The organism is Noviherbaspirillum sp., from assembly GCF_035254865.1.
Lineage (GTDB): Bacteria > Pseudomonadota > Gammaproteobacteria > Burkholderiales > Burkholderiaceae_D > Noviherbaspirillum.
In genome coordinates this window covers 23,279-38,147 of the sequence record NZ_DATFAF010000078.1, presented here as the reverse complement: position 1 = coordinate 38,147, position 14,869 = coordinate 23,279, and the positions used below count along the sequence as shown (strand labels likewise).

General features: G+C 59.6%; 14 protein-coding genes. 7 read left to right on the top strand and 7 right to left on the bottom strand.

The features are described 5' to 3' along the window. Positions 1-53: 53 nt before the first annotated feature. The gene (locus tag VJ651_RS19325) at positions 54-2,786 is read right to left on the bottom strand and encodes a LuxR C-terminal-related transcriptional regulator (RefSeq protein ID WP_324109006.1); all 2,733 of its coding nucleotides are present in this window, start codon (positions 2,784-2,786) and stop codon (positions 54-56) included. Positions 2,787-3,402: 616 nt separating this feature from the next. On the opposite strand from VJ651_RS19325, the gene VJ651_RS19320 reads away from it, so the two are divergent. From VJ651_RS19320 to VJ651_RS19305, 4 genes are all read left to right on the top strand, one after another. Beyond that, entirely contained in the window at positions 3,403-3,900 is a 498-nt protein-coding gene (locus VJ651_RS19320; protein WP_324109005.1) for a DUF6160 family protein, read from the top strand. Positions 3,901-4,089: 189 nt separating this feature from the next. Beyond that, positions 4,090-4,869, top strand: a complete 780-nt coding sequence (locus tag VJ651_RS19315) for a hypothetical protein (protein ID WP_414691365.1) — start codon at positions 4,090-4,092, stop codon at positions 4,867-4,869. A 3-nt stretch (positions 4,870-4,872) separates the two neighbouring features. Then, entirely contained in the window at positions 4,873-5,793 is a 921-nt protein-coding gene (locus VJ651_RS19310; RefSeq protein WP_324109003.1) for a hypothetical protein, read from the top strand. Between the two features lies 1 nt (position 5,794). Next, complete coding sequence (locus tag VJ651_RS19305; RefSeq protein WP_324109002.1) at positions 5,795-6,262, top strand: hypothetical protein; 468 nt, start codon at positions 5,795-5,797, stop codon at positions 6,260-6,262. A gap of 22 nt (positions 6,263-6,284) precedes the next feature. Here VJ651_RS19305 and folE read toward each other — a convergent pair whose 3' ends face one another. From folE to VJ651_RS19285, 4 genes are all read right to left on the bottom strand, one after another. Further along, the gene (gene folE / locus VJ651_RS19300; protein WP_324109001.1) at positions 6,285-6,854 is read right to left on the bottom strand and encodes a GTP cyclohydrolase I FolE; all 570 of its coding nucleotides are present in this window, start codon (positions 6,852-6,854) and stop codon (positions 6,285-6,287) included. A gap of 237 nt (positions 6,855-7,091) precedes the next feature. Then, positions 7,092-7,799, bottom strand: a complete 708-nt coding sequence (locus tag VJ651_RS19295) for an RNA polymerase sigma factor (RefSeq protein WP_324109000.1) — start codon at positions 7,797-7,799, stop codon at positions 7,092-7,094. Positions 7,800-7,903: 104 nt separating this feature from the next. Next, on the bottom strand, positions 7,904-8,308 hold the full coding sequence (locus tag VJ651_RS19290; RefSeq protein WP_324108999.1) for a hypothetical protein: 405 nt from the start codon (positions 8,306-8,308) through the stop codon (positions 7,904-7,906). Positions 8,309-8,449: 141 nt separating this feature from the next. Continuing rightward, positions 8,450-9,550 carry a hypothetical protein gene (locus tag VJ651_RS19285; protein WP_324108998.1) on the bottom strand — a complete coding sequence of 367 codons (1,101 nt, stop codon included), beginning with the start codon at positions 9,548-9,550 and terminating at the stop codon, positions 8,450-8,452. Positions 9,551-9,837: 287 nt separating this feature from the next. On the opposite strand from VJ651_RS19285, the gene VJ651_RS19280 reads away from it, so the two are divergent. Both VJ651_RS19280 and VJ651_RS19275 read left to right on the top strand, forming a co-directional pair. Continuing rightward, positions 9,838-10,458 carry a class I SAM-dependent methyltransferase gene (locus VJ651_RS19280; protein ID WP_324108997.1) on the top strand — a complete coding sequence of 207 codons (621 nt, stop codon included), beginning with the start codon at positions 9,838-9,840 and terminating at the stop codon, positions 10,456-10,458. A 141-nt stretch (positions 10,459-10,599) separates the two neighbouring features. Beyond that, positions 10,600-11,697, top strand: coding sequence for a GGDEF domain-containing protein (locus VJ651_RS19275; protein WP_324108996.1), 1,098 nt, complete (start codon positions 10,600-10,602; stop codon positions 11,695-11,697). A gap of 3 nt (positions 11,698-11,700) precedes the next feature. Here the strand turns inward: VJ651_RS19275 and VJ651_RS19270 are convergent, their stop codons facing one another. Further along, positions 11,701-12,933, bottom strand: a complete 1,233-nt coding sequence (locus VJ651_RS19270) for a malic enzyme-like NAD(P)-binding protein (protein WP_324108995.1) — start codon at positions 12,931-12,933, stop codon at positions 11,701-11,703. A 540-nt stretch (positions 12,934-13,473) separates the two neighbouring features. Beyond that, positions 13,474-13,836: a hypothetical protein gene (locus VJ651_RS19265; protein ID WP_324108994.1), complete on the bottom strand. Its 363-nt coding sequence runs from the start codon at positions 13,834-13,836 to the stop codon at positions 13,474-13,476. Between the two features lie 152 nt (positions 13,837-13,988). Here VJ651_RS19265 and VJ651_RS19260 point away from each other — a divergent pair, with 152 nt between their 5' ends. Then, a complete protein-coding gene (locus tag VJ651_RS19260; protein ID WP_324108993.1) occupies positions 13,989-14,654 on the top strand; it encodes a hypothetical protein in 666 nt (221 codons plus the stop codon). The last annotated feature ends 215 nt before the right edge of the window (positions 14,655-14,869 follow it).

Below are 14,869 nucleotides of genomic sequence, written 5' to 3'. Positions count from 1 at the left end.
TATTTCTTTCGGTAAATTGAATGCGCTGTTGCGTCAGGACGCGTCGCGTGTGCTCAGGAAATAATGCAGAGCTTGCGCGCGAGCGAAATGGCTTCGGTGCGATTGTGTGCGCCGAGCTTGATGTTGATGTTGCGCAGGTGTGTCTTGACGGTGGTGACGGAGACGAACAGCTTTTCGGCAATCACCTGATTGCCATAGCCTTGCGCCAGCAGCATCAGCACGTCCAGTTCGCGGCCCGTCAGTTCATTTTCCATCGCGGCATGCGCCTTGCCCTGCGCGCCGCCTTCGGCATGCGAAGGAAGCGGCACGGCGAGCATGGTTTCCTGCGAAGAACGAAGGATTCTTTCAACGAATGCACGCAGCGCAATGTTCTCGTTGTTCGCGACATCCTTGGTGCCCTCCAGCATTTCGCGGATCAAGGCCAGCAGCGCCGGCCCTTCATCCTTGAACACGCGCACGAAGCCTTCGGACATGGCGTCCTGCAGGGTTTCGCGTATCGCGCGCATTGCCGGGTTGCGCTGCCCCGCGAAGGACAGCGCCAAGGCATACAAGACCTTGACGCGCAATGCGTAGCGCAAGCGGCCGCGGCTGTATGCGTCCTGCAAATGTTCCTTCAGCAAGGGCAAGACATGTGCCGCCTGGCCGCAATGCAATTGCAGGCGCGCCCTGGCGAGCATCGGCGTTTCGATATCGTCCGCAATCATCTGCAACTTGCGGCGTTGCCACGCGGGCGCGCTTCCGACCAGGGCCAGCAAGGCCTTGGCGGATTCGATGTCCTGGTCGAGGATCGCCATGCGTGCCTGTTCCAGCCGCGCGATGTCCACCACGCGCGGCAGCATGCGCTCCATGCCGAGCTGCTCCAGTTCAAGCAAGGTCTGCAAGGCATCGTTCACATTGCCTTCGGAACGCAGGATGCGGGCATGGATGAGGTGGCTGGCAATGAGCTGGTCGGGAATGCCCGCGTCCTTGACCAAAGGCAGGTATTGCTTCAGCAAGCGCTTGGCTTCGTGCAGCGAATCCATCTCATACAACACTTCGGCCAGATAGACACTCGCAAAACCGCTGTCGCCGCCCTGCCGCAAATCCGGCGGGTTGGCGCCAAAGCCCATCAACGCGCCGGCGATCCGCAAACGCATCTGCGACTCGTCGCCGATCAAGGCCAGCAAACGCGCTACCGCAGCGCGCAAGTGCCCTTGCGCCAGGTCCAGCATGCTGCGCACATATCCGGCCACTGCGATACTGAACAGGGGCCCTACCGCCTGCTGCTCCTGGGTCGCCTGATCCAGCAGCAGACGCGCGTCCTGAAAGCGTCCGATCGTTGCATAGTAATAGGCGCAACCGATCATGAGCATGCTGCGCAAAAACGGTTCCTGCGCGGCACTGCCGAGAATGTGCGGATCGTCCCACATCGGCGCCGTCTCTTCGATGCGATCCATCATCACCAGGGTGAAGGTGCGCAACACGTTGTAGTTCGGATGCGGCAGCGGCGACACGCCGTCGGGATTGGTCACCGTTTCCAGCAGCGTGAGCGCTTCCGAACTCCGGTTGATATGAATCAGCGACCACGTATAGACCGACATCAGTTTGGGATGCTTCGCCAGGCTGGCGCGCTCCAGCACGTCGAACCAGCGCACCAGCAGGCGAACGCGCCCCTGCAGGAACAGCGACTCGGCATGCTTGTCGAGCAACTCCAGCACTAGCTCTTTATCGCGCGAGGCCATTGCATGATCAATGGCATGCGTTGCGCGTCCCTGCTCGATATACCAGTTGGCCGCGCGGCGATGCAAACTGGGAGAAAGGCCCGGATACTGGCGTTCCAGCTGCGCCCGCAGGAAGCCCGCGAACAACGGATGATAGGTGAACCAGTTGCGCCCTTCGTCCAGCGCGGTCATGAACATATTGGAGCGCTCGACTTCCTGCAGCAGCTCCTTGCTGTCGCTGCGGCCGGTCACGGCATTGCAGCTTTCAGCAGTAAATTTCTGCAGGATGCTGGTCTGCAGGATGAAGTCCTGCAGATGCTTCGGTTTCTGCGAGAGCACATCCTCGGCGAGATAGGAGGCGACCACCGTATTGGAGCCGGAGAAGGTCCGGATGAAACGCTTCGGGTCCTCGCTATCCTCCAGTGCCAGCGAGGACAGCCACAGCGCGGCCGCCCATCCTCCGGTGACCTGATGCAGTTTTTCGACATCCTGGCTGTCAAGCTTCAGCCCGCGCTTCTCGCACAGGAACTGTCGCGTTTCCTCCAGGGTGAAGCGCAGCTGTCCCGCATCGATTTCCAGAAGCTGCTGGCGCGCGCGCAAGCGCCCTAGGCTGAGCGCGGTCTGCTCGCGCGAACCGATCACGATCTTTTGTTGCGGGCCGAGCAGTTCAATCAATTGTTGAACGACGGAAATAGCGGCCGGATTCTGCAGATGCTCAAACTCGTCGAGGATCAGCATGAATGGCAAGGGGGTCGACGCGACCGCCTCCATCAGATCGAAGCTGTCGCTGTCGCGCGCATGCGACGTTTCGCCCGGCATCAATGCCGCCGCCAGCGCGGAAGGGATCTGATCCAGTTGCGCGAATGCCTGGCTCAGGCAAGTCATGAATCGGTCAAGATCGTTGTCGCCCGCGTCCAGCGTCAGCCAGACGATCGCATATCCGACCGCAGTAAACAGATCGTGGATATCACGCAACAGCGTGGTTGTGCCGAATCCGGCCGGGGCCTGCACGAGAATCAGTTTTGCGCCCGCGGCCTGCCGAATACGCTCGGTAAGGCGATCGCGCGCGACGAACGGTGCACCCATCGCCGGTGGCCTGAATTTGGATGGCGGCGATCGGGGAACCGTGGGCTTTTCCCAAGGCGTAGTAGGTATTGCTGCCATTCAGATCACCCGAAGAAGTGGACCCTGCAACATGTCGAGCGATGCACGGTTGCGATTCCGTATAGCACTCAAATGACGCGAAGAAAATTAGGAGATTACATAAGATTGTCGGCGGACCAATAGAGGACTTCCTCTAATTTTCGACCGGTCGTACTTTTTCTTGCGCTGCACCACGCGCATGCCGGAGTACTCGTGCGAGTCATTTCATCCCGGCGGCGACGGTGGCTGAATCATGCCGCGATCGCATTTCATTTCGATGGGGAAATTTTTTTCTGCTTGGCTCTCGCGGCCAATGTTTTGGCTTCGGCGGTAAGGGCGTCGCACACCGTTTCCGCGTCGTGTTGCCCTACTATGAAGGCTCTTAGTATTGTTGAAATATTAAGAGCTGTACGGCGCTGGATTTCACGTCCGGATGGCAATGCAAGTCGCCGACCGGGCAGCGCAAACATGTTTCCACAAGAAACAGGGAGCCAGCGTTAGCGGCAAATGAAGAAAAAAACCTTTTGAATAAATTTTTTTATCGAATTGGAGACTATATATGAAACTGCAACTGATCAAGAAGACCGCAATTGCCGCTGCTCTGTCCGTAGTCGCTATGGCCGCTTCGGCCATGACCCCGATGCAAGATGACAGCCTGAGCCAAGTTTCCGGCCAGGACGGCGTGTCGATCGCTGCCAACCTGAACGTTGACATCGGTTCGTTCCAGTACACCAACACGACCGACAACAATGCAAACATCAACTTCAATCACATCAAGGCAAATGGTTTGATTGCAGCCACCATCGACGTGATCAGCGGAACCACCTTCGGTGCGATTCGCACTGCATCCGGTGTGAGCGGCGACTTCTTCAATCCGGCAAGCGACGTGGTCCAGATCGCTATTCCGGCTGCAACTCACGTCTCGCTGCCGGCTCCTGCCCTGTTGAGCGTATCGGTTGACAGCGTCACGATGGGCGGCAGCACTGCCTCCTTCGGCAAGATGGCGATGAACCAGATCGACCTGCGCGGCACCAGCGTCTGGATGTGGGCACACTAATCAGCCGCCGCTGGCAACAGCGACTGGCCTGATCTAGCGACCTGCCCCCGGTGTCATGCCGGGGGGTTTCCAGCAGCGCTTTTCATCGGTCCCGATGGTTGGCTAACGGATCGGTGAAGAGCGCGCTCCCGGCAAATCGCCTGGCGGCACTGCTCCGCCGGACACACCGACTGCTTCGCAATCATGAGCGTGAAACGATTTCCTCTTGTCTTGATGAGCGCAGCGCTCTCCACGCTGCTTTGCACGGGTACCGCATCGGCGCAACTGCGCGCGATGTCCGAGCAAGAGATGTCGTCGACCCACGCCCAGGGATTATTGGTGCTGAACAACAGCAGCTTCGACGGATTCGATTTCACCCGCATCGCGCTGGGCGCGGACGTCACGCTGAACGCCAATTTCCGCAACATCCGCCTCGGCGAGTATAACTACGCAGCACGCAACGGCACGGGTGCCGACATCGACATGCCGCTGCTGCAGTTCGGCCGCAGCGACGGCACCTACGATCAGCGCCTGGTGCAGATCACCAATCCTTACCTTGAATTCATCTATCGCAATGTCGCGAATGCCGCCCAACGCGAGGTCGTCGGCATTCGCTTCGGTTTCGACGGCATCAAGGGCGACGTCGGCCTGACACTGAATACACTGAGCGGTTCGATGCTCGTTGACGGCGGCGCCGCCGGCATGCTGGACTCCAGCACCGCACCGGACGGCGGCAAACGCTGGGACGGCAGTTGCACCGCACCTTGCCTCACGCTGGCGCAACTGGGCGGCGTTCGGGCCGGCGATGCAAACGGTCCCAGCCGCGACTTTTGGATGGCAGTACTGAAGACGCCCGTGCAATTCCAGCCGCCTGCGGGCCTTACCGCGCCGCAGGTCGCGCAAGCAGGCTTCTGGATGAACTGGCGCGACCGCCTCGCCGCCATCAATACGACCGGCACGCCGCCTCCCAACCTCCCGTATCCCCGTTGACGCATGCGTGCACTCGACCTGACCGCAATATCGGCCGGCCACGCTGTCGCCACGCTCTGTGGATTGATTTCGCTGTGCGGTGTGCCGACATCAGCGAGCGCCGAAGGACTGCAGCCACTCAACGATGTGGCGCTGTCGTCGGTCACCGGCCGTGACGGACTGAGTTTCGACCTGTCCAATTTCTCCCTGTCCGGCGACGCACGGTACACCTATTACGCGCCCTCACCCTCGACGGCGAGCGCCTATATCGGCAGCCCCTATCTTTCGCGCTCGGACGATAGCGTCAGCGAATTTGCCGATCCCTACCGGCTGGCAGTGGTAAAAGGCGCGCCCGGCATGGCCGATGTGATCAGTCTTTCCAATCCGCTCAACGCCAATGGCTTGAAGCGATGGCAGGCGGCGTTCGACTGGGGAGTCAACGCGGACGGCATTGCCTTCGAAGGCGGCAGTGCCGTGTTCAAGGATGCGGTGTTCTATGGCGGCGGCATGCAATGGACCACGCCGCGACGCGGCGAAGGAATCGCTTTCGGCCTCGCCCTGCGCGCAGACATCGGTAACATTCTGCTGCGCCCGCGCGGCCGGGACGACATTACCCAGGCCGAACCAGCAGGCGTTGCCGAACAAATGAATATTCGCGGCGTGAAAATCGGCGCGGTCGACAGTAACGGCAATTTTCTGAATACACCCTGGCGCATCGCCGACGTGGCGACCCAGCCGGGCATCTTCAATGCGGTAACGGACGCCGGCGGCAATCCGCGCCTGCACGTCGGCATCGACTGGCCTGATGCAAGCGGCGCTGCACTGGGCGGCCTGCAGATCGACAACGTTTCCTTCCGCAGCGACATCACCGGCAATCTCGATCTCGGATCAAGCCGCATCGGCTCGATACAGATCCAGTACCTGGACATCAAGGTGAGACCCTGACATGCTCAAGACGCTGCTCGCCGCATTCCTCGCCGCCGGCACAAGCGCCGCATTCGCGCAGGCGCCCGTTCCGCTGGACGACGCAGAGCTGTCGCAAGTCAGCGGCGCGGATGGAGTCGGCTTTGCCATTCACCTCTCGCTGAATGATCCGACCGTACCCGATCCCGTCACCGACAGCCGCATCTCCATGGGTTTTACGGTCGACGGACAGACCAACTACATGGTCATCAAGAACCTGCGTGGCATTGTCGATATGGGGACGGTCACCATCAGCGTGCACAAGCGGACGGACGGCGGCGGTGATTATGTGGCGCTGGGATTGCCGGGATCCGTGAAGTACACCAACTTCGGCTATGAGTCGTTGAGCGTGCAGACCAACCCGCTGGCACCCGTCACCGACAGCCTTGGCCGCACCAATCTCAACGGCTCGCTATCGATGACGGGAGAGCTCCGGTTCTGGGCGAACTGAGCGAACGGAGCGAAGACAGGCGCTAGTCCTTCTCGCGCGCCAGGGAAAGGAATTCAGTCCTGAGACCGAGATTGGTGCGCATCTCCCCCAGCAGCGCCGAGGTGACGGTCTCCTCGCCGGGCGTCTGGATGCCGCGGCTCTCCATGCACATATGGCGGCAGCGAATCACGACGCCGACCGACAAGGGCTGCACATGCGTCATCAAGGCTTCGGCGATCTGGATCGTGAGGCGCTCCTGGACCTGCAAGCGTTTGGAAAAACATTCCACCAGCCGGGTCAGCTTCGAGAGTCCGACGATTCTTCCGTTCGGCGTGTAGCCGACCGTTGCCGTCCCGAAGAACGGCGCCAGGTGATGCTCGCAATGGCTGTACACAGGAATGCCGCGCACCACGATCAGTTCATTGTATTGTTCCGCGCCGTCCTCGAACACCTTCAGGATCTCGGCCGGATCCTTGTCGTAGCCCGATGTCCAGTCGCGCCATGCCTTGTCGACGCGCGCCGGCGTGTCGCGCAGTCCTTGCCGGCTCGGGTCTTCGCCCAGGTGGCGCAACAGACGACGCCAGTCTTTTTCGGAGAAATTGTTTTCATCCATTATGTGATCCCTTCGTTTCTGAAATTGAGTGCGGGTGGCATGCACGTCTTGCAACAAGCTGCTGCGCTCGAATACTGCATCTGCACTCCGTGCGAGGTCCGTTGCGCGTGCCGGCTGCACATTGATCCATGTGCCGTGCGGACGCTCCGCATGCGGCTGAAAAAGCAGGCATTGCCACTCCTGTTGGGCGCATGATAGCACTCGCCGCGTCATCCCCCAGCGCAGCGCCATGACCCGTCAGGCCTCGTCCGACGGCATATCCGCAACCCGCGCCAGCACGCCGTTGACGATGCGGTCGCAGCGCGCGCCATCGAAAGAAAATGCCTCTTCGAAGGCGAAATCGATCTCGCGTGAAAGCGACTCGCGCAACAGACCTCTGGCGCGGAAAAAGCGCGTGCGCACCGTCGCCTCCGGAATGCCGAGGCAGGCCGAAGTCTCTTCTACGCTCATTTCTTCCAGCGCACGCAGCATGAACACCGTGCGAAACGCCTCGGGCAACTCGTCGATTTTCTTTTCGAGCAAGCGACGCGCTTCGGCGCGCAGCGCAGCGCGTTCCGGTTGTTCTGGGCTGGCTTCATTCATATTTGTCTCTGCGGCCTCGCTATCCCATTCGATCTCGCCGCCCAGGCTGATCACCTGTGCCCTGCGGCTGCGTTTGCGGGAACGTGCAATCGCTTCATTGACCACGATACGCGTCAGCCATGTGGATAATTTCGCATCGCCGCGAAATTGATTGATGCGTCGATACGCCAGCAGATAGGCGTCCTGCAGCACGTCCTCCGCTTCTGCGTCGTCCTTCAGCACGCTGCGCGCGGTGCGGTAGAGCACGCGGTTATAGCGCCGCATCAAAAATTCGAATGCCTGCTGGTCGCCGCCTGCGATCCTGCTTGCGAGTTCGACATCGGAAATGTCCTTGTCGACTGTCGTCCTGATTGGCTGTGGCATGGCCCCTCTGCGTTTTTGTTGAATTCAAGGCATTAGATGACGGCAATCTTCGACGCGTTCCCGGGTTGCAGGATTTCCGCAAAAAGCGAAGCCCGCCAGGCGTTTCAGTACTTCCTGATCCTGAAATCGTGCTGCAACACGAGCCTGGTCGATCCGATCAGGCTGCTCAGCCCGAGTACAAGCTGCGTCAGCGCTGTTCCCGGCACAGCCCATATCTGGCCCGACGGCGCCTGAATGTTCGTTGCCGCAGAAATGACCGGGACGGCCCACTCGGCTTCAGGTGTCACGTCGAGCAGGATATCGCCCTCGCCAGTGGTGTGCATGTAGATTTCGCCGCCGTACTCGAGACAAAAGCAGATGCCGTAGCCGGTGGCGTTGGTCTTTTCGATGGCGCGCTGGAGTTCCCGGTTGTAATTGTCAATCCAGGCTTCGACGTCGTAGGTCGACTTCAGATCGATCCACGGACGCTGCGCAGTCTGGGCATCCGTGGTCTTGTCGTTGATGTGCATCGCGGTTCTCGCTGGGATATCAGGCTAGTTTCCCATATTGCGAGGCAGCGTGCTTGATGACCCGGCGGTCGATCCTGATGCCGCCGAGGGATGGGGGCAATCCTCAGACAGCGGAAGAATTGCTCTTCCGCCTGGCTTCGATTACTTGTGGCTGATTGTCCAGTTGCCAGTCCAGCCGGTGCCGGCCGACCATGTGCCGCTTGCGGCAGTACTCGAGGCGAACTGCCCGGTGAAATGGGCACCATTGCTGGTCGTCCCTGAACTGAAGCTTGCAGCACCTTGCGAGTCGACAGTGCCCGAGACCGAGAACGTTCCCGACTGGTTGCCGACGCAGGTACCCGAGATCACGCCGCTGGTCGAAATGCTGAGGTTCGAGCACGTACCGCTGTCGGTGCCGCTGAAACTTCCGGTCCATGTGCCGGCAAATCGCGACGCCGACAAAACACTGGTCGTCGAGGCTTGCGCAATATAGTTGGTGAGCTCAAAGACTGTCGACGACACCGGAGTTTGTGCTGTCGAGCCTGCTGTCGTCGTGGCCATTGTCCATTCACACTTCACTCGCTGCCCCAGAATGGCATCTCGCCAGCACGTGTAGCTGGTGATGGTGATTGTCGGACTGGAGGGACTGGTCTGCTGCGTGGTAACCGTGTAGACCTCTTTGTAGGCATTGAACGTCCCGGCCGGAACGGTCACCGTTTCCTGTCCGACAATCGAGCCTTTGTTCGCCCCCGCCACGACGGCCGTACCGCATGTCTTAGTCCATGCGTTATTCCACGATTGGCCCACGGCAAAGGGCGCGACGCTGCTTGCGTTGACGCCGGCATACGTACATGTAGCCGTCGATGAGCTAATCGAACTTGTCGATGAGATACTACCGTCAGCAGAAATATTGGCACTTGAACCGGCAAAGCTTCCGTTCGAGAAGGTGTCGCTATATGCGAGGGATCCGTCACTATTGACTGCGGTGAATTCCCGCGTCCAGTCAAACGTTGTCGCCGAACTGGTAGCCATCGTAGTATCGGTCCGGCGATAGGTATAGGAATCGCCCTTTGTCACTGGAATGCTCGAGACGGTTCCGGTGCTTGCTTGCGTATTCGAAGATGTCGAGCCCGTCGATGATGTGTCCGTTGACGAGATGCTTGATGAGGACGTGCCGGTTGCAACGCCGTCGCCCCCACCGCCACCGCCGCACCCCAAAAGAACTACGCCCGTCAGAATCCCTGCCAATACTGCTTTGATCATTACTAACTCCCTGTTTGAAATGTGGTCATAGATCTTTGCTCACCCAAGTTTCATTGTCTTTTTGTCAATGAACCGCGCATTATGCTTGTTTGATATCAAATTGCCAAACCATATTCATGGTAGTTGTGCTGTATCGCAATCTCGAAAGACGGACCGGGCGCGGAGCGAATCAGCGCATCGCTTGTCATCGACGTTCGGACAAGCGTCGAGCTCCACTCGCATTGGCGATGAACTTTCTGGCGTCCAAGGGTCTTACATTCCAATTCGACAAGCACAACCGACGGCCCATGAACCCGATTTCAGTCGACAACGTTGTCAGTACTTATCGTTTCTATGCTCCCCACTACGATCGGCTGTTCGGCGCGGTGCTAGAACCTGGACGACGCGCTCTGACGCAGGCTGTATGCGCGTTGCGTCCGGCGTCGGTACTCGAGGTGGGCGTCGGCACCGGATTGACGCTCTCGCGCTACCCTGCCGGTTCCGCCGTAGTGGGTATCGACATCTCGGACGAGATGCTCGACATCGCGCGCGAGCGCACCGCGAAACTTGCGGGCCGGAATATCCATCTGGCAGCGATGAATGCCGAAGCAATGGACTTTCCCGACGCCTGTTTTGACTGCGTGGCGATTCCTTATGTCCTGTCGGTGACGCCGCATCCGGAACGCCTGGTCGCCGAAATCCGCCGCGTATGCCGCAAGGGCGGCACCATCCTGATTCTCAACCACTTCAGCGGCAGCCGATTCTGGTGGTTCCTGGAGCGCGCTGTACGCAAGCTCTCCAACAAGATCGGCTTCCGCTCCGACTTTTGCTATGACGAACAGATCCTCAAGTACAATTGGGAGATTCTGTCGGTGAAGAAAGTGAATTTCCTCGGTCTGTCCAGACTGGTGGTCATTCGCAACTCCTGAATCCTGCTTCGGCTTCCACAGGATGCATACCGCGCGCACGCACTGCGCGGCACCCGTTGTTTTTGCCAGACATCTCCAACGACAATGAAGCGCTTCACGGATGTCCTTTGGCATCGACTCACCGGCCTCATGCCGGGAGAATTGAATGAACCAAGACCCGGGTGGCTGGCGTTCTCACGCGAGCACTCCCCCCTGCTGACACGCCGGCGTGCGATGCTGGTGGTCAATCGCGTGCGGCTCTTTGCCGTCCTGTTCGCGGTCGTGACTCCGCTATGGAGCGTTGTCGATTTCCTGGTATTTCCCTTTTCGCTCTGGGGCAGTCTTGCGCTGATGCGTCTTCTTGCATCGTTCGCATTTGCCTTCCTGCTCGCCGGGTTTCATCCGAGGGGCAACCTGCCCAACGCCTACCGGGCGCTGGCAATGCTGTTCTTCATTCCGACGGCCTTCTACATCGGCTCGCACACGCTGCTCACGAGCTATCATTTGACCGGATTTTCAGCCGCGATCAGCGCGGGTTATGCTTTCCTCCCGTTCGTACTCCTTTCCGGGCTGTCGATCTTTCCGCTCACGCTGCTGGAAAACCTCCTCATCGCCAGTCCGATCCTCATGGCACAGGGCGCGTCTGCGTTTCTTGCCCAAGGCGCATCAGGCTGGTCGCCGTTCGCCGGCGCTTTCTGGCTTCTTGTGCTGATCACCGGGGTATCGATGCTGGCCGGAATCAGTCAACTGGCATTCATGATCGCGCTGGTACGTCAGGCCAACCGCGATCCGCTGACCGGCGTGTTCTCGCGCAAGAGCGGAGAGGAAATGCTGGACCTGCAATTCAATATCGCCAGCCGCGGCAACTCGCCGATGGCGATTGCCTTCATCGATCTCGATCACTTCAAGAGCATCAATGACAGCTTCGGCCATGAAGCCGGCGACCAGGTTCTGATCGGCGTCACGGAAATCATCGGCGCCAACCTGCGCCGCGGCGACACGCTCGCGCGCTGGGGCGGGGAAGAATTCGTGGTGATCATGCCCAATACCGATCTGCCGCAGGCCGAGGCAGCAGTCGCGCGACTGCGCGCCATTGGTTTCGGCATGCGCCCGAACAACCTGAGCATCACGGCCAGTATCGGGATCGCGGAGCGCATCGCCGATGCGAGCGCCGACTGGAAGGCGCTGGTCGAGATTGCCGACCAGCGCATGTATCGCGCAAAACAAGGCGGCCGCGACCGCGTTGTCAGTACGGATTAAGGTTTAAAGAAGCGTCTTCGCCAGTGCCTCCAGCTGCACGCGGTACTCCTGCTCATGGAGCTGTCTGCGTGCAACACCGCTTTCAAACGCGGCTGTTGCAATCAGAGGCGTGACGCCGGTCAGCAAGCGCTTGTCCAGCAAGGTCGGCACGATGTACTCCTTGCCGAATTGTTCGTCGTCGCGTGCCATTGCCGCCAGTGCCACAACACAGGCACGCTTCATCGCCTGGTTTATCGTCGTCGCGGCGGAGTCGAGCGCGGCGCGGAACAGGTAGGGAAAGCACAAGGCATTGTTGATCTGGTTAGGATAGTCGGAGCGGCCGGTGGCGATGATCGCGTCCGGTGCCACTTCGCGCACCAGTTCCGGCCGCAGCTCCGGTTCGGGATTGGCAAGCACAAAGACGATCGGCCTGGCAGCCATCTTTTGCACATCCTCCTGCCTGAGCAGGCCGGGTCCCGACACGCCGAGGAAGACATCGGCCATGCCGATCACGTCGGAAAGGGTTTTGGCCGATGTCGCTTGCGCCCAGGCCCGCTTTTCTTCGCTCAATTCGCGTTCGGTGCTGAGAACGCCGCGGCTGTCGCAGACATAGACGTTTTCGCGGCGCACACCGAGATCGATCAGCATGTCAAGACAGGCCATTGCCGCCGCGCCGGCGCCGGAGCAGACGACCTTCACCTTGGAGACATCGCGTCCGGTCAGTTGCACCGCGTTCAGGAAGCCGGCGCCGACCACGATCGCCGTACCGTGCTGGTCATCATGGAAAACCGGAATCGACAAACGTTCGCGCAGGCGGCGCTCGACGTAAAAGCATTCCGGCGCCTTGATGTCTTCCAGGTTGATGCCGCCGAAGGTCGGATGCAATGCGGCGACGATCTCGACCAGTTTTTCCGGATCGGTTTCGTCGATCTCGATATCGAAGGAATCGATACCCGCGAACTTCTTGAAGAGTACCGCCTTGCCTTCCATGACCGGCTTGCCGGCGAGCGCGCCGATGTCGCCCAGACCCAGCACCGCGGTGCCGTTGGTAATGACGCCCACCAGGTTTCCCTTTGCGGTGTATTCATAGGCCTTGGCCGGGTCCTTGTTGATTTCGACGCAAGGGACCGCGACGCCGGGGGAATAGGCCAACGCGAGGTCGGCCTGAGTGGCAACCGGCTTGGTGACCTGGATGGCGAGCTTGCCGCGTTGGCCGGCGGAATGATATTGGAGTGCTTGTTTTTCCAGCGTATTCATGTTGTCGTTGTCAGTAAATGGTAATCGTCAGCAGTTCTTGTCGGAGTCCGTTCGAAAGTCGCAACATGCGCTGCCATGCGCGGCAGGGCGCCGGCCGGATTGCCGGCGACGCCACGTTTCTCGAACGGGCTCGTTGTAAGTCAATGCATCTGCGGCCCGTCTGATGCGGGCTTCGAATTGCTTCTCGATGTCGCATGCGAACTCCACCCGGAATGGGTTTGGAGAAAGCAAAAGACATCCGCTCGCGCGCGGGCGCGAAGCAGAGACGCAACACTAGGGATCTCTCGTGCAAACGTTCTTGCCATCGTTTGCGGTGTGCACAAAGGCGGGTAGTCTTTGGCGTTCCGTAGGGAGGCAACATGTCGCAAAGTGCGTTGCGACATTTCCTGGTCTCTCCCGCTGATAGGGGAAAGGAGGCAAACAGCATTCTCCTGCGGGTACCGTTCAGCTTGCTGACGGACGGACCCGAAAGAGCATATAGCCTAGCACACTATGATCTGCATGGCATCGCTTTTGTGCAAAGACGACACCCTTGCGCGCTCATCGAAATGCTTCGGCCAGCGACATGACACGCGGCTGAATCGTGATGTTGAAGCCGGCAAACACTTCATCCATTTTTTTCAGATTAGCTTCGCGTTCGCCATCGGTCCAGCCGTCAAAGATATCCGTGCCGGTTTTCTGGAAATGCAGATCGACGATTTTCTTCCCGTCGTGATGCGTATAAGGCTTGGAAAGCACCTGCTTGAACCCCATCGACTCCACCGCTTCGATGAAACCGGCCGGCGGTTCGCTGGCATCGACCGCGACGTAAATCATGAAAGTCTTTCCCGGTGGCTTGGCTGCAACATCGACTGCGTACACACCCGGAGCAACCGGCGCCGAAGTACTCTTCAGAAATAGCATCGCTTTCCTTTTACTTTGATTCGACACAGGCCGAACGGGCGGCCTGCCACTCCCTAGAAATATGCCACTAATTGTTCCGATCAGCAATTTTCAGGCGACAAGCCTGTGTTATGGTAACAAGTCGACAATAGTATTCCGCGTCCTAACGAACAATGTTCATCGGTCATTATTCCGCTGCCTTTGCCGCCAGGCGTGCCGCGCCCGCCGCGTCGCTGCCAACGTATTTCATCGCGTGCCAACTGGTCGACCTGTGCTGGAGCGTGCTGGTCCTTCTCGGCGTGGAAAAGCTGCGCGTGATACCGGGCTTTACCGCATCCAACGGCCTGGATCTCTATTTCATGCCGTACACGCACAGTCTGGCGGCCGCAATCATCTGGTCGCTTGGCGCCGCCTTCCTGTTCTGGCTTTTCACCCCTTCACTTGCAGCGCGCTTCCGCACAGCGGCGGCGGTCGGGATGGCGGTTGGCTCGCACTGGCTGCTTGACCTGCTGGTGCACGTTCCCGATCTGCCCTTGTGGTTCGACGATGTGAAAGTGGGCCTGGGATGGTGGAATTACCGCGCTTTCGCCTTGCTGCTGGAGCTGGCCTTGTTGTGGGCGGGCGTGCTGCTTTGCCTGGGACGTGTCGCGGAGAACCGCGCACGATATCTGGTGCTGGCCGTCCTGATGAGCGCCATCCAGATAGCGAGTCTGATCATGCATCCGGCGCAAGCCGAGATGGTCGCACTCGAATTGCTGGTGACACACGCCGCCTTGATTGGCGGCGCATGGTGGGCGTGCAAGCTTCCGGCCGCATCCGCGCTGCCGGAAGCCGCCTGAGCGCCTTCAACGCGCACATGCCGGGCGCAAGCAGAACCGCAGCAGCAATCAAGCCTGGCGCAAAACCACCGTTGCCGCCAAAGCGCAGGGCGGCGGCAATGACGGCGGCGTACGCACACTGCGACTGCCTCAATACTTCCTTCTGAACTCCGCCGCCGGGACCGCATCTCAAGAACATTCGCAGCGTCGCTGCTTCGAAAGGTGTTCTGTCCGGC

Coding starts and splice junctions, on each gene's coding strand:
- folE (WP_324109001.1), bottom strand. CDS start 6,854: ATGGATGAAAACAATTTCTCCGAAAAAGACTGGCGTCGTCTGTTGCGC.
- VJ651_RS19285 (WP_324108998.1), bottom strand. CDS start 9,550: ATGATCAAAGCAGTATTGGCAGGGATTCTGACGGGCGTAGTTCTTTTG.
- VJ651_RS19290 (WP_324108999.1), bottom strand. CDS start 8,308: ATGCACATCAACGACAAGACCACGGATGCCCAGACTGCGCAGCGTCCG.
- VJ651_RS19325 (WP_324109006.1), bottom strand. CDS start 2,786: ATGGGTGCACCGTTCGTCGCGCGCGATCGCCTTACCGAGCGTATTCGG.
- VJ651_RS19265 (WP_324108994.1), bottom strand. CDS start 13,836: ATGCTATTTCTGAAGAGTACTTCGGCGCCGGTTGCTCCGGGTGTGTAC.
- VJ651_RS19260 (WP_324108993.1), top strand. CDS start 13,989: ATGTTCATCGGTCATTATTCCGCTGCCTTTGCCGCCAGGCGTGCCGCG.
- VJ651_RS19305 (WP_324109002.1), top strand. CDS start 5,795: ATGCTCAAGACGCTGCTCGCCGCATTCCTCGCCGCCGGCACAAGCGCC.
- VJ651_RS19320 (WP_324109005.1), top strand. CDS start 3,403: ATGAAACTGCAACTGATCAAGAAGACCGCAATTGCCGCTGCTCTGTCC.
- VJ651_RS19270 (WP_324108995.1), bottom strand. CDS start 12,933: ATGAATACGCTGGAAAAACAAGCACTCCAATATCATTCCGCCGGCCAA.
- VJ651_RS19310 (WP_324109003.1), top strand. CDS start 4,873: ATGCGTGCACTCGACCTGACCGCAATATCGGCCGGCCACGCTGTCGCC.
- VJ651_RS19280 (WP_324108997.1), top strand. CDS start 9,838: ATGAACCCGATTTCAGTCGACAACGTTGTCAGTACTTATCGTTTCTAT.
- VJ651_RS19295 (WP_324109000.1), bottom strand. CDS start 7,799: ATGCCACAGCCAATCAGGACGACAGTCGACAAGGACATTTCCGATGTC.